This is a genomic window from Devosia insulae DS-56, from assembly GCF_000970465.2.
GTDB lineage: Bacteria > Pseudomonadota > Alphaproteobacteria > Rhizobiales > Devosiaceae > Devosia_A > Devosia_A insulae.
This window is the reverse complement of sequence record NZ_LAJE02000072.1, coordinates 1-13,130: the sequence shown is the minus strand read 5'-3', so window position 1 is coordinate 13,130 and position 13,130 is coordinate 1. Positions and strand designations below refer to the sequence as shown.

Annotated in this window: 17 protein-coding genes; 8 read left to right on the top strand and 9 right to left on the bottom strand. The window is 64.5% G+C overall.

The genetic code is table 11. The features are described 5' to 3' along the window. The first annotated feature begins 68 nt into the window (after positions 1 to 68). Positions 69 to 1,421: a TCR/Tet family MFS transporter gene (locus tag VW23_RS04425; RefSeq protein ID WP_069908381.1), complete on the top strand. Its 1,353-nt coding sequence runs from the start codon at positions 69 to 71 to the stop codon at positions 1,419 to 1,421. Positions 1,422 to 1,688: 267 nt separating this feature from the next. On the opposite strand, the gene gndA is transcribed toward VW23_RS04425, so the two are convergent. Further along, positions 1,689 to 3,107, bottom strand: coding sequence for an NADP-dependent phosphogluconate dehydrogenase (gene gndA, locus VW23_RS04420; RefSeq protein ID WP_069908380.1), 1,419 nt, complete (start codon positions 3,105 to 3,107; stop codon positions 1,689 to 1,691). Positions 3,108 to 3,294: 187 nt separating this feature from the next. On the opposite strand from gndA, the gene VW23_RS04415 reads away from it, so the two are divergent. Both VW23_RS04415 and VW23_RS04410 read left to right on the top strand, forming a co-directional pair. Next, complete coding sequence (locus VW23_RS04415; protein ID WP_425285193.1) at positions 3,295 to 4,074, top strand: glucose 1-dehydrogenase; 780 nt, start codon at positions 3,295 to 3,297, stop codon at positions 4,072 to 4,074. After that, complete coding sequence (locus VW23_RS04410) at positions 4,043 to 4,603, top strand: gluconokinase (RefSeq protein ID WP_084645526.1); 561 nt, start codon at positions 4,043 to 4,045, stop codon at positions 4,601 to 4,603. Before VW23_RS04415 ends, VW23_RS04410 begins: the two co-directional genes overlap by 32 nt. Before the next feature lie 19 nt (positions 4,604 to 4,622). On the opposite strand, the gene VW23_RS04405 is transcribed toward VW23_RS04410, so the two are convergent. Beyond that, positions 4,623 to 5,135: a methylated-DNA--[protein]-cysteine S-methyltransferase gene (locus VW23_RS04405; RefSeq protein WP_201788013.1), complete on the bottom strand. Its 513-nt coding sequence runs from the start codon at positions 5,133 to 5,135 to the stop codon at positions 4,623 to 4,625. Positions 5,136 to 5,190: 55 nt separating this feature from the next. Further along, positions 5,191 to 5,754, bottom strand: a complete 564-nt coding sequence (locus VW23_RS04400; RefSeq protein ID WP_069908377.1) for a TetR/AcrR family transcriptional regulator — start codon at positions 5,752 to 5,754, stop codon at positions 5,191 to 5,193. Positions 5,755 to 5,819: 65 nt separating this feature from the next. On the opposite strand from VW23_RS04400, the gene VW23_RS04395 reads away from it, so the two are divergent. After that, on the top strand, positions 5,820 to 6,347 hold the full coding sequence (locus VW23_RS04395) for a dihydrofolate reductase family protein (protein ID WP_069908376.1): 528 nt from the start codon (positions 5,820 to 5,822) through the stop codon (positions 6,345 to 6,347). 241 nt (positions 6,348 to 6,588) lie between these two features. Here the strand turns inward: VW23_RS04395 and VW23_RS04390 are convergent, their stop codons facing one another. From VW23_RS04390 to VW23_RS04375, 4 genes are all read right to left on the bottom strand, one after another. Further along, positions 6,589 to 6,984 (bottom strand): hypothetical protein, encoded by a 396-nt coding sequence (locus VW23_RS04390; RefSeq protein WP_141728218.1) that lies wholly within the window; start codon positions 6,982 to 6,984, stop codon positions 6,589 to 6,591. Positions 6,985 to 7,169: 185 nt separating this feature from the next. Further along, positions 7,170 to 7,520 carry a DUF1304 domain-containing protein gene (locus VW23_RS04385; RefSeq protein WP_069908375.1) on the bottom strand — a complete coding sequence of 117 codons (351 nt, stop codon included), beginning with the start codon at positions 7,518 to 7,520 and terminating at the stop codon, positions 7,170 to 7,172. A gap of 81 nt (positions 7,521 to 7,601) precedes the next feature. Further along, entirely contained in the window at positions 7,602 to 7,784 is a 183-nt protein-coding gene (locus VW23_RS04380) for a CsbD family protein (protein ID WP_069908374.1), read from the bottom strand. Between the two features lie 95 nt (positions 7,785 to 7,879). Next, complete coding sequence (locus tag VW23_RS04375) at positions 7,880 to 8,650, bottom strand: MerR family transcriptional regulator (RefSeq protein ID WP_069908373.1); 771 nt, start codon at positions 8,648 to 8,650, stop codon at positions 7,880 to 7,882. Between the two features lie 190 nt (positions 8,651 to 8,840). Here VW23_RS04375 and VW23_RS04370 point away from each other — a divergent pair, with 190 nt between their 5' ends. Then, positions 8,841 to 9,203: a hypothetical protein gene (locus VW23_RS04370; protein WP_069908372.1), complete on the top strand. Its 363-nt coding sequence runs from the start codon at positions 8,841 to 8,843 to the stop codon at positions 9,201 to 9,203. Here the strand turns inward: VW23_RS04370 and VW23_RS04365 are convergent. Together VW23_RS04365 and VW23_RS04360 are read right to left on the bottom strand one after the other, a co-directional pair. After that, positions 9,200 to 9,676 carry a hypothetical protein gene (locus VW23_RS04365; RefSeq protein ID WP_069908371.1) on the bottom strand — a complete coding sequence of 159 codons (477 nt, stop codon included), beginning with the start codon at positions 9,674 to 9,676 and terminating at the stop codon, positions 9,200 to 9,202. The genes VW23_RS04370 and VW23_RS04365 overlap by 4 nt on opposite strands. Then, a complete protein-coding gene (locus VW23_RS04360; protein ID WP_069908370.1) occupies positions 9,673 to 9,960 on the bottom strand; it encodes an ASCH domain-containing protein in 288 nt (95 codons plus the stop codon). Before VW23_RS04360 ends, VW23_RS04365 begins: the two co-directional genes overlap by 4 nt. 363 nt (positions 9,961 to 10,323) lie before the next feature. Here VW23_RS04360 and VW23_RS04355 point away from each other — a divergent pair, with 363 nt between their 5' ends. The 3 genes from VW23_RS04355 (at position 10,324) to VW23_RS04345 (ending at position 13,097) form a co-directional block, all read left to right on the top strand. Continuing rightward, the gene (locus tag VW23_RS04355) at positions 10,324 to 11,550 is read left to right on the top strand and encodes a tetratricopeptide repeat protein (protein ID WP_069908369.1); all 1,227 of its coding nucleotides are present in this window, start codon (positions 10,324 to 10,326) and stop codon (positions 11,548 to 11,550) included. 153 nt (positions 11,551 to 11,703) lie between these two features. Next, positions 11,704 to 12,900, top strand: a complete 1,197-nt coding sequence (locus VW23_RS04350; RefSeq protein WP_069908368.1) for a YcaO-like family protein — start codon at positions 11,704 to 11,706, stop codon at positions 12,898 to 12,900. A 2-nt stretch (positions 12,901 to 12,902) separates the two neighbouring features. Further along, positions 12,903 to 13,097: a hypothetical protein gene (locus tag VW23_RS04345; RefSeq protein WP_069908367.1), complete on the top strand. Its 195-nt coding sequence runs from the start codon at positions 12,903 to 12,905 to the stop codon at positions 13,095 to 13,097. The last annotated feature ends 33 nt before the right edge of the window (positions 13,098 to 13,130 follow it).

The following is a 13,130-nucleotide window of genomic DNA, read 5'->3' as shown; positions in this document are numbered from 1 at the left end:
CGTTGCCGCTTGCCTTCGTTGAAGGCGATGTGTCAACTGCCGCTCCAAACTGGGAATAATCGCCCCGCATGCCTGTTTCTCCGCAATCCAATCTCACGCTCGCCTGCGTGCTCATCACCATCTTCCTGGATATGCTGGGCTACGGCATCATCCTGCCGGTGCTGCCGCAGCTGATCGGCCAGCTCTCCGGTGGCAGCGTCGCACAGGCCGCGGTGATCGGCGGTTACCTGGTCTTCGCCTATTCGCTGATGCAGTTCCTGTTCGGCCCGGCGCTCGGCAACCTCTCCGACCGCTTCGGTCGCCGCCCGATCATCCTGATCGCGCTGGCCGGGCTGACCATCGACTACACCATCATGGGCTTTGCCAATTCGATGGTGCTGATCTTCATCGGCCACACCATCGCCGGCATCTCCGGCGCCTCGGTGGCGACGGCAACCGCCTACATCGCCGATATCACCCCGCGTGAAAAACGCGCCCACCGCTTCGGGCTGATCGGCGCCGCCTTCGGGCTCGGCTTTATTTTCGGCCCGGTCATCGGCGGCCTGCTCGGCGAACTCGGGCCGCGCTGGCCGTTCTACGCCGCGGCTATTCTCGCTGGCGCCAACCTGCTGTTCGGCTTCTTCGTGCTCCCCGAGAGCCTTGCCAGGGACAAACGCCGCAAGTTCGATATCCGCCGCGCCAACCCGTTCGGCGTGCTGTGGAGCTTGAGTAAGAACCCGGTCGTCCTCTGGCTCATGGGTTCGCTGGGCATGTTCGTCCTCGCCAGCCAGTCCTTCCCTTCGGTGTGGAACTTCTTCACCATCGAAGTGCTGAGCTTTTCTTCCGCCCAGATTGGCGTCGCACTCGGGTGTTTCGGCCTGGGGTTTGCCGCCAGCCAGGCGCTGCTGGTCGGCCTCTTGACCAAGCGGATCGGCGAGTGGTCCACGGTGTTGCTCGGCATGCTGGCCGCCGCGATCGCCTTCATCGGCACGGCCTCGATCCACTCCGAGATCCCGCTCTACTTCTTCCTGATCTTCGGCTCGCTCGCTGGTGTCGCCGGCCCGGCCATCAACTCGCTGATGTCGCGCCAGGTGCCCGACGATGCGCAGGGCGAGTTGCAGGGGGCCATCAACGCCACCAATTCGCTGGCCTCGATTCTTGGGCCCCTGCTGGCCACGCAGCTGTTCAGTTACTACACCCAGGCCGCGCCCGGAACACCGGGCTATTTCCCCGGCGCGCCATTCCTCGGCGCCGGCATCCTGGTGCTCGTCGCGGCCGCGCTGTTCATCTACACGGTGCGCCGCTTCGACCTGATGCATCGCCCACGCGTGGCCAAGAAAGACCACATCCACGAAATGGCCCAGCCCGGCCAGCAGCAGACCCCGCCGCATGACGAGAACGGGAATGGCAACGGCGTGGGTGAAGGAACGGCTGGCCGGTAGCTGGCGAGGCACGCTGGCTTACCACGCCCCCCTCTCTGGCGAAAACTAAGGACTTAGCTGCGCTAAGCCCAAGTTTTCGCTTTCTCCCCCGCCATGGGGGAGAGTCCCGACTGATGCTCCCATGCGGATGGCGGCCACCGATCATCTCCCCCCTTGCGGGGGAGAAAGCGATTTCTTGGGCTTAGCGTTTGCTAAGTCCCAGAAATCGCCAGAGAGGGGGTGCGGAGCCACCGGGCCTGCCACCCTCCCCATGCACTGAGCTGTGCCTTACTTCCCCAGCGTCGACGGCCACTTGCCGTGCTGCTCGCCTTCGCGATCGGTGAGGATGAAGCCGTGGGCGCCGAAGAAGTCGCGCTGGCCCTGGGTCAGGTTCGCCGTGCCCTGCGCCTGGCGGTAGCTGTCGAAATAGGCCAGCGAGGCCGAAAGACAGATCAGCGGGAACTCGCCGATGGCCCCGGCCGCGACGATCTTCCGCAGGGATTTGTGCGCGTCCTGCATGATGGTGACGAAGTCCGGCACCATCAGCAGGTTGGTGGCGCCACCCTTGGCGTAAGCCGCCGACATCTGGTCGAGGAAGCGCGAGCGGATGATGCAGCCGGCGCGCCAGATCTTGGCGATCGTAGCAAGCGGCAGGTTCCAGCCGAACTCTTCCGAGGCCTTCGACAGCACCGCAAAGCCCTGTGCGTAGGAGACGATCTTGCCCGCCAGCAGCGCCTGCTCGAGGTCATCGAGCGATACGTCGGCCTTGCCGGCCGAGGGCTTGCCATAGGCCGCCTCGGCCGCCACGCGCTCTTCCTTCCGCGACGAGATCGAGCGGGCCGCGACGGCGCCTTCGATGGCGGTGGCCGGCACCGCGAGCTGCTGCGCCGCGATGGCGGTCCAGGTGCCGGTGCCCTTCTGGCCAGCCTTGTCGAGGATCAGCTCGACCAGGGGCTTGCCGGTCCTGGGCTCGATCGCCTCGAGCACATAGCCGGTGATCTCGATCAGGTAGGAGTTCAGCGGACCCTGGTTCCAGTCCTTGAACACTTTTGCGGCCGCCGCCGGGTTCATCCCCAGCCCGTCACGCATCACGCCATAGGTCTCGGCAATCATCTGCATGTCGCCATACTCGATGCCGTTATGGATCATCTTGACGAAATGACCAGCGCCGCCCTCGCCGAGATAGGCGCAGCACGGCTCGCCATTGAACTTGGCCGAGATCGCCTCGAGAATCGGCTGGGCGTTCTTCCACTGCTGCTCGGGGCCGCCGACCATGATCGACGGGCCATGGCGCGCGCCTTCTTCACCACCGGAGACGCCGATGCCGAGAAAGCCGATATTCTTGGATTTGAGATATTCGTAGCGCCGCTGGCTATCGGTATAGAGCGAGTTGCCGCATTCGAGGATGGCGTCGCCCGCTTCGAGGTGCGGCAGCAGCTGTTCGATCATCTCGTCGACCGGCTTGCCGGCCTTGACCATGATGATGATGGAGCGCGGCCGCTTCACCGCCTGGATGAACTGCACCAGGTCGGCTTCCGGCACGACCTTCTGGTCGAGCCCCTGCTGTTTCGCCATCGCGACGAAATCGTCGATCTTCGAGGCAGTGCGGTTGTGCACCGCGATGGTGTAGCCGTTCTCGGCGATGTTGAGCGCCAGATTCGAGCCCATTACTGCGAGCCCGATCAGGCCGATATCGGCAGACGCCATCATTATCTCCATTGGGAGTCATCAGGATTTCTTTGCGCGGCTTTTTGGCACGGGCGACGCCCGAACGCCACCCCATCGGAGCCCCGACGCACCTGCCCTGTGCACGTTCCTAGCCGCTTCGGTCTCTTGGTCTTACCAAGCCGCGCGTCATCTACTAGTCTCGCGCCGCCTGAGCCTGGGAGGGGCACTGACTTTGGACTCGATTTCTCTATTCAATCTGGGCGGCAAGCGCGCTCTGGTCACCGGTTCGAGCCGCGGCATCGGCTTCGGCATCGCCGCGGCGCTCGCCGGCGCCGGCGCCGAGGTGATCCTCAACGGCCGCGACCCGGCAGCGCTCGGCGATGCGGCGTCGCGTCTCGCTGACGACGGTGCGCTGAACGTCAAGGCGCTGGCCTTCGACGTCACCAGCGAGGACAGCGTCGAGGACGCCATCGCTCACGCCGAGACCGAAATCGGCCCGATCGACATTCTCGTCAACAATGCCGGCATGCAGCACCGCGCGCCGCTCGAGGAATGGCCGCTCGAAAAGTTCAGGCAGGTCATCGATACCAACCTGACCTCTGCCTTCATCGTCGGCCGTGCCGTGGCGCGCGGCATGATCGCCCGCAGGCATGGCAAGATCATCAATATCTGCTCGGTGATGAGCAACCTCGCCCGCCCCTCGATCGCCCCTTATGCGGCGAGCAAAGCGGCGATCGCCAACCTGACCCGCGGCATGGCGGTCGATTGGTCGAAGCACGGCCTCAACGTCAACGGCATCGCGCCGGGCTACATCCGCACCGAACTCAACGAGGCGCTGCTGAAGAACCAGGAGTTCAACTCCTGGGTCGAAAAGCGCACGCCGATGGGCCGCTGGGGTGACCCGGCCGAACTGGGCGGCGCCGCCATCTTCCTGGCCTCCGAGGCTTCCACCTTCGTCAACGGACACATCCTCTATGTCGACGGCGCCTTCACTGCCACCGTTTGAGAATGCCCGCATCATCATCGCCATGGGGGTGTCGTCGTCGGGCAAGTCGGCGACCGGCGCGGCGATAGCGCGGCGGCTGCACGCCCCCTTCCTCGATGGCGACGGCTATCACCCGCCCGCCAACAAAGAGAAGATGCGCAACGGCATCCCGCTCACCGACGAAGACCGCTGGCCATGGCTGGAGACGCTGGCCGGCGCGCTGCACGAAGCGGCAGCGCAGAAAGGCGTCGCTGTCGGCGCCTGCTCGGCGCTGAAGCGCGCCTATCGCGATTACCTGACCGAGAAGGCGGGCGAGCCCATCCTCTTTGTCTTCCTCGACGGCGATATCGAGATGATCCGCAAGCGCATCGAGGCCCGCAACCACGAGTTCATGAGCCCAAAACTGCTCGACAGTCAGTTCGCCACGCTCGAGCGACCGAGCCCGGATGAGAACGTGCTGGCCGTCTCGATCGAAGAGCCGATCGAAACCGTCGCCAGTAAGGTAGTGAAGCAGCTCGGTCACCTGAAGGTGTTCAAGCGGGGGCAGTAGGCCTGCAGCATGCCCTCGCCTAGAAGCCGAACGAGAACTGCCCGGTCGGCGAAGCGGCCTTTTCCAGCGCCAGCATTTCCATCTTGGCCCGGACGCCGCCGGGAGACGAGAAGCCGCCGGTGCGCCCATCGGCGGCAAGCACCCGATGGCACGGGACGATCAGCGGGATGGGGTTGGCGCCCATCGCGGCGCCCACGGCCCGCGACAGCACCACATCGCCGAGCCAACGGGCGATGGCGCCATAGGTGGTGGTCTCGCCCCAGGCAAGTTCGCGGATGTGTTCGTAGATGCGGCGGTTGACCTCAGGCACCCGCGACAGGTCGAGCGCCACATCGGCGAAGTTGTCGTTGGTTCCCTCGGCATAAGCGAGGATGCGCGCGGCGATCTCAGGTTGGCCATCGACATCCTCGACGCCACCGGACTTTTCGAGCCGCGCCCGCATTTCGTCCGCCGTGTCGCCTGGCAGCAGCACGCGCGAGATCCCGGCATCGGTCCAGCCGATCGCCATTGGTCCCAGAGCCGTGTCGAGCATGCGGTAATGCATGGCTTGAATGTAGTGATGGTCGATGGCGGAATGAACCCGGAAACTACGAAATACCCATCGCCGTCAGCCACTCGCGCAGTTCGCGCCTCAGAAAGCCGCGCAGCGTCCCCTCGCGCGAAAACCCCCACCACAGCACGGCGCCCTGCCACTGGCTGGCCATCAGCCGGCCGAGCAGCTCCTGCCGCGCCGGATCCTGGCTGAGCCGCCGACCCAGCGCCTGTGTCATCGCCTGGTTCCACGCCACGCCACGCGCCCGCAGCACGGAATCGCGAAAATCCTCGCGCAACAGCAGCAGGCCCTGCGCCGCCTCGTCACCCTCGCCATAGCCCGCCGACAGACGAACCAGCAACGCGATCGCCCCTTCCGGATCGACCGGATGGCTCGCGTCGGCGCCGGCGACGTTGAGATCGAGCTGGCCCCACATCCAGAGCAGCGCCGCGCGCAGCAGCGCCTCGCGATTGCCATAACGCTGCACCAGGGTCGCCGGTGACAAGCCAGTGGCGACTGAGGCCGAGGCGAAGGTCAGGCCAGCCGGGCCTTCGCGAGACACCAGCGCGGCTACTGCCTCAACAACATCCTCGTCAGAAATCTTGCGGGGTCTGGACATGGCTTCCAATATAAACGAATGTTCGTTTATAAACGCCTACGCAGACACCAACAAGGAGAATCGTCATGGCCCGCATCGTCGGCTACATCGCTTCGAGCCTCGACGGCTTCATCGCCGACCCCCAGGAGTCGCTCACCTGGCTGACTCAGCGCAGCGACATGCAACTGGGTGAGTTCGACTACAACCTGTTCATCAAGCGTATCCGCACCGTGGTGATGGGCCGCGGCACCTATGACTGGCTGGTGCGCGAGAACATCCCGTGGCCCTATGGCGAGCAACGCGTCATCGTCGTCACCTCGCGCCCCCTGCCCTCGCCGATCGGCCGGCTTGAAACCCGCACCGATATCGACGCGCTGGTCGCCGAGCTGCGCGCCCTCGACGACGGCGACGTCTGGATGCTCGGCGGCGGCCAGCTGCAGATGGCGTTCATGGAGCGCGGCGCGCTCGATGAGATCGAGATCTACATGATCTCGCAGCTGCTCGGCGGCGGTTTCCCGCTGTTCCCGGCCACCGGCTTCGAAAAGCGCCTCAAGCTGTTGTCGTCGCACACACTGGGCACCGGCTGCGTGCGGCTGCACTACAGTTTTGAGTAGGCACTCCCTGGCTCCGTCTGCGAGGTAATTCCGGCGAAGGCGGGGAGTCTAGCTCTGCAAGTCCCCCAAACTCGGTGTCATCCCCGCGAAAGCGGGGAACTCCGTTTGCGATCGTGCAAAGGTCAAGAAAACAGAGGTTCCCGCTTTCGCGGGAATGACCCGGTGGGTGGGGCACGACCGTGACTTAGCGCGTGGGCTTTCGCAGGGGTGACACCGCGTGTGGGATAGACCAGCGAGCACGCTAAATCGGCTGGCTCTCCAGCACGATCTCCCATTTGTCGCCGAGCGCGATCTGGATTTCCGAGACGAGGAACGGCAGCAGCGCGTTGAACTCGTTGCGGTCGCGCTCGGAGATCCGCCACGTCGGGTCGTTCGGGTTGTCCCAGTTGACCTGCCGGTCGTAGAGCTCGTTGAGCCGCGTCAACCGGCGGATAATGTCGTTGGAAAAGCCCCAGAAGCCGATCTCGGTGGCATGGCCGTCAACGAACAGCGGGGCCAGCCCATGACTGACCATGCCGAAATCGACCAGGAACACCACCTGCTTCACCGTGGATCGGGCCCCAGTTTGCCGAGGCTCCCAGGCCGCTGCCGGCGCCTCGTCCGCCCATGCGGCGGATACGCTCTTGCTTGAGGTCATAGGACCCCCGCCATGTGCCGGAAATAGGGCGGCACCGCCCCCGATCGGAGGCGTGGCCTCCGCTGCAACTCCAGATAGCTCATCGTCTATCGCCCCTCAGATCCGTCCGCAGGGGCAAGGTTAGCCAGTTCGTCTCCCGTGGGCAATTTATGCCCAGCCAACTATCTGCCCGCTTGTGCAAAAGCTCAGGCGAGCCACACCCCAACTAGCGCCACAACAGCGGGAATTGTCTGTACGAACAAGATCTTGCGGCCGACCGTCACGGCCCCGAACACACCTGCGACGGCAACGCAGAGGAGAAAGAAGATCTTGATCGGATCGCCCGCCTCCCCCAGCCAGATGCCCCAGATCAACCCGGCCGCGAGGAAACCGTTGTAGAGCCCCTGGTTGGCCGCCAGCGTCTTCGACTCCTCAGCAAAGGCTGGCGTGGTGCCGAACGCCTTCATTCCCTGCGGTTTATCCCACAGGAACATCTCGAGGATCAGGATGTAGATGTGAATGAGGGCGATGACGCCCGTCAGGATGCTGCCGATCATGCCCGCGACTCCATGCTGGATATGGCGAGCCTAATGCAAAAAGGCCGCCCGATGGGCGGCCTTAGCGCGTGGACCGGCAGCTCAGCGCTTGAGCGCGTCGCGCGCCGCTTCCTTGACCTTGCCGGCCGTCTTCTGGACCGAGCCTTCCACCTTGTCGGCGGCGCCGTCGGCCTGCAGCTTGCGGTCGCCGGTGGCCTTGCCGATGGCCTCCTTGACGTTGCCGCGTGCCTGCTTGGCGGCGCCCTTGATCTCGTCCTTGTGCATTTCCCGGTCTCCGTGGGTTAGCGTTCGGGGCGGATAATGCCGGCCCGCCGCCAAACGTTCCGGCCGCCGGGTGAATTAATCCGGCGGCCATGATCTTACCCCTGCCGGTTGGCGTAGACCTTCATCGAGCCCGACAGGTACTCGGCGAACCCGGGCTCGATCGTCTCGTAACGGGCGATGAAATCCGGGTGCGACAAATAGAGGTCGGCGAGGCCGGCATAGGCCTCGGGCGGGCACGGCCTGCCCCACATCTGAGACACCCACGCCCGATGCCGCCCGAGCAGCGGATCGAGGCTGGGCGAGCCCATCGGCACACCGCGCCGCAGGCCCTCCGCCAGCCCCTGCTCCATGTCGTGCAGCTCCTGGTTGAGCTCGAGCCTCTCGGCTTCCGACAGGCTCTCATACTTGTGCTTGCTGAGCGCGATGCGCTCCGGCATGTCGCCGCCATACTGCTCCACCAGCCAGGCCTCGTATTCGGCCTGCTTGTCGGGCGAGATGCCCTTGTACAAATCCGCGTTTCTCATGGCGCGATCTCCTTCAAGACTGGCGATCGTGCGGTCGATCGTCCTGACAAGTTGGGCATAGCGCTTGGCTTCCTCGCTCAGCCGCTGGCGCTGCTGGCGCAGCGCTTCCAGCCGGTCGAAGCCCGGCGCATCGAGGATGGCGCCGATCTCTCCCAGCGGGATGCCGAGCTCCCGGTGCAGCAGGATCTGCTGCAACCGCAGCAGTTCGTCCTGTCCGTAGTAGCGATAGCGGTTCTGCCCGGTGAACGCGGGTCTCAGAAGGCCGATCTGGTCATAGTGGTGCAAGGTCCGGACCGATACCCCGGATAGTCTCGCAACCTCTTTGACTGTCAGTGTTTTCATCGCACGCGTTCTCCGCGGGACGAGGGAATAGTCCCTGACGCTACGTGAGGGTCAATATCGATTTGCGCAGAAGCTGCGACGCTGAGCTTCACACCGCGTCAACCAGCCCTTCCGCTATCCCCTGGAAATGTGGAAACTCGGTATTCCGTCCGCCGTTTCTCCCCTTCAGATTAAGCCTCTGCGAGGTGAAATGGCTCAACGGATCGACATTCAAGACCTGCTCGTCTGGGCCTTTCGCCACCAGTCGGTGGAAACGGCGACCGGCGCCGATCCGGACGCGTTGACCGTCTACTGGGCGGTACTTGCCCTGCCCGTGCCGCACGCCACAGTGATCCGCCGCTTCGCCCGCGAGGCGCGCCGCCCCGATTGGCACGCCGCCCATACCCGCTGCGTTTCGCTCGACGGTGTCCGCCGGTCGCGCCGGCTCTACACCGAGTGGGTCCGGGCCTTGGTTGTGCTGCAACACACGCTCGAGGGCGCGCTCAGCCGGTTCGCGGTCATCGGCCCGAACCTCGACGACCAGCCCTGGCTACGTGAGCGCCTGCGCGCCTAACCACACTGCCGCACTAACCGAGACAACGCGTTCGATGAACCGGTAAGGCCGAAGCTGTGAATCGGATAGCGGCTGTCCGCATCGACGACGCTCAGCCCCTCGCCCGACTTCAGCAGCGCCATCAGCGGTCCGTTCGCCGGCACGCTCCCGGCAAACATCCCGTCCATTTCCTGGTAGCTCATCGACAGCCGCTGCGTGGAGACGCCGACGGTGAAATCGACATCGTTGACGTCGTTGGACTCCGGGGCGCGTTCGGCTCCCACCGCGAGGTCGTAGCGGATGAACACCTCACCGCTCGAGCAGGTGAGGAACAGGTAGGCATCTGGCCGGTCCGTGGCGCAGGCAGCAACGGTGAACACTGGCCCACCCTCGTCCTCCTGCGCTCCCGCCGTCCAGGTCTGGCAAGCCTCCTCGGCCGCTGCCGGCAGCGCAGCGAGCAGCAGAGCAAGTGCGACGGATGCGAGCCGGATCACGACGCGTCACCGAGATAGCTGACCTCGATTCGCTGGAACAGCGGCCCTTCCTTCATCGTGCCGAGCCACTTGTTGAACGCGGCGACATCCTTGAAGCCAGCCTTCTTCGCATCCGCCTCAGTGACCGCTGACGGTGACATGTCGTCGATCCGGCCGATCTGCAGCAGCCCCACCTTGGTCTTCAGCGTCCCGCCCGGCTTCACCGTTGGGCGGGTCCAGCGCCGGAACTGCAGCGTGATGTCGCCGCGCTTGATCGCCTCCAGCACCTCGAGCTTCAGCAGCATCCGTCACTCCTCCAAAACTCATGCAGGCGGTGGGACTCGAGATCCAGCATCGGCACCACCCATCGAATGCTTGCGGAACCCGGCAGGCGGAAGTCAAGGCCGGCGCTATGCAACACAGCCAAAGGCCAGCTTGACGACATCTGCAGTGAGGGGGCTTCGCGTTGGCCGCAGCTGACCGCAAGCTGTATCACCAGCAGCTGTCGGAAGCTCGCATCTACGATGCCCGGAGTTGAAGCGGCTCTACGATGCACCGACAAACGTGCATTACTTCAAAATATCGTCGTCGCAACGCTTCCACGAGCAAGAAATAGCGGTTACCGTCGAGACGGGAGACGGCCATTCAATTCAATCGGATTTCCTGGTGTGAGAACTGACCTGTCACAGCCCACCGGAACATTTGCGGAACGGAAGAACGACACTATCCCTCGTCTTCTGATTGTTCCGCCGCGCCACAGCTCGCCGCTGGTTGACGCGCAAGATCACAAGATCGCGCTGTCTCTGGTCACAGATGTTACACTCAGCCTGTGCAGGAGTCGCCTCTACGAGGTAATCGCGCCGCACTCGGCAATGAAGCTGACGAGTGGCCCAATCTGGGAAGAGATGCTCCCCGCCGACTACGTCGTTCTGACTGACGTGGTGCTTTGCCAGAGAGAACTGCCATTTGCGTTGATGAGCATCGACGTGGTCGCAACGGGCCCCGGCCGGCGCATCTACCGCAGTGAAGTCGAGCTGCGCTCAGGTGCGCTGCAAGGCATCCATGACAGTTTCTGTGCAGTACTCGCCGACAAAATCTGCGGCGAAATCGGCGCCTACGAGCTGCAGCAATACCGACGCACCGGCGCCGCATCGGCATATGTGCACTACCTGATCGCCATGCAAAGGCGGGATCGCAACGATCTAACCTCCTTGCTTCGAGCGCAGAAGTCGCTGGAGCGCTCGATCCAGTTGTCGCCGGATTTTGCACCGGCACTGGCGCAACTGGCGCGGACCAAGACCCTGGAGTGGCTGGAGCGCGGCAGCGCGGACCGCACGCTGCTGCACGACGCTCGGCACCTGGCGCAGCGCGCTTACTGCTATGCACCGAACGACAGCGCCAGCCTGCGCGAGATCGGCCACGCCACCTTGTACCTGCATGACCTCCCCGGCGCCCGGGAGCTTTTCGAAGCCGCCCATGAATTCGCCCCGAACCATGCTGACTTGCTTGTCGACCAGGCAGACGTTCTCACCCATCTGTCCAGGCACGATGAAGCCGAAGCCAAGATCTCGCGGGCGCTTTCCCTCAATCCGCTGGCGCCGGACGACTATTACTGGATCGCCGGAGCAGTCAGCTTCTTCCGGGGCGAGTACCAACAGGCCCTGGCGAGATTGTCGGCGATGGAGTCCCCAGGGCTGGCGCTGCGACTGATGGCAGCCTGTGCAGCAATGCTTCACGACAAAGAAGCCGCGGCAGCGTACCGAGAGCAGGCGCTGGCCCGTGACCCAGCCTTCACCGTTGAAAAGTGGCAAAGCCTCTATCCGGCCCCCAATCCGGCCGACACGGCGCACTATCTCGACGCCTTGCTTTTGGCTGGTTTCTCGCGCGGCGCGTAAACTCTGTCTTAATTCGATTGTGGGCCTCCTGCCGTGTCATCAGGAGGATTGCAATTGAACACTTCATCTGCTTCGCCGAAGGTCGCCCAGGTTGCCAAGGCCCTTCCGGCTCTGCCCCGAATTCCCAGCCGCAAGTTCTTCCGGCAGTAATCGGTGGACGGCGCCGTTTCGACGCCGTCGAGCTGGTTTGAATATGGCGAACGCAGCACGCCGGCCGTGCAAACGGTCGAGCGGCTGCGGCCGCACCTTGCCTCGCTCGGCATCACCCGGCTGGCGCGCCAGACCGGCCTCGATCGTATTGGCATCCCCTGCTTCTCAGCCATTCGGCCCGCTGGACTGACCCTCAGCGTCAGCCAGGGCAAAGGGCGCGATGATGCCAGTGCCATGGCATCGGCGCTGATGGAGGCCGCCGAATTCGCCATTGCCGAACGATCCGAAGTCCCGGACCGGCTTGCCACCGCCGAGGCGCTGCGGCTGGCCGGCGAGACCTACTACGATGCAGCCCGCCTCTTGCCACCCGATCGCCCGCTGCCCACAGCCGTGCCGATCCGCTGGCTCAAGGGAAGCAACTGGCCCCACGATGAGCCCCTCTGGATTCCCCGCGACGCCCTGACCATCGGCGAGGACGCCACCGACCTGCCGGAAGTTGGCCGCAGCACCAACGGCCTCGCCTCCGGCAACACCACCGAGGAAGCGCTGTTTCACGCCATCTGCGAGCTGCTGGAGCGAGACGCCACCTCCTTGTGGTCACTCCTCCCCGATGCCGCGAGGCTCGCGACGGAGTTCCCGATCGAGGCCGTGGATGATGCCGTGATCAAGGCATTTGGCAAACAGATCAGCGATGCCGACCTCGAGCTTCGGCTGTTCGACCAGACCACCGACCTCGGCGTCCCGTGCGTCATGGCGGTGATCAGCGAGCGCGGCTCGGACACCGCCAGGTTGTTCGACATTGCCGCGGGTTACGGCTGCCACCCAACGGGAACCCGCGCCATTGGCCGCGCCATCACCGAAGCGGCGCAAACCAGAATCACCAACATCGCCGGCGGTCGGGACGATTTTCTGCCGGCCGAGTATTTTGAGCAGGCGGACGAGTCGATCGCGTTCTTACAGCACTATGGCCCGGGCCAGGCCCAGCCCCCCGCCTGGCTCGCCCCCGACACACCATTGCCTGAACTGCTCGATCATCTGGCGGAACGCATCGGGCCGACCGCTGAGATCGTCTGGAGCGAACTGGGCGGCGCCCCCTACGGCATCTCGGTGGTGCGGGCGCTTTCCGCGGTGCTCGAGGACCGGGAAACCAACGTCAACTGGTCGCCGGGTCAGCGCGCCCTCCGGGTGCTTGGACAATGAGGGTGCTGTTCGTCGGCCCGTCGCTCTACGGCGAAACGCCGGACCTGACCGGCATCACCGTCCGCCCTCCGGCCAAGCAAGGTGATATCGCCCGGTCGGTGCTCGACGGCGCCGTGGCCATCGGCCTGCTCGCTGGCTACTTCGCTGCTGTCGCGTCGCCCCCCCCCACAGACTCTATCTTCGCCCTTGCCCGCTGATGGCCCCTGCTTGCTGCTTGCTCGTCACGGCCG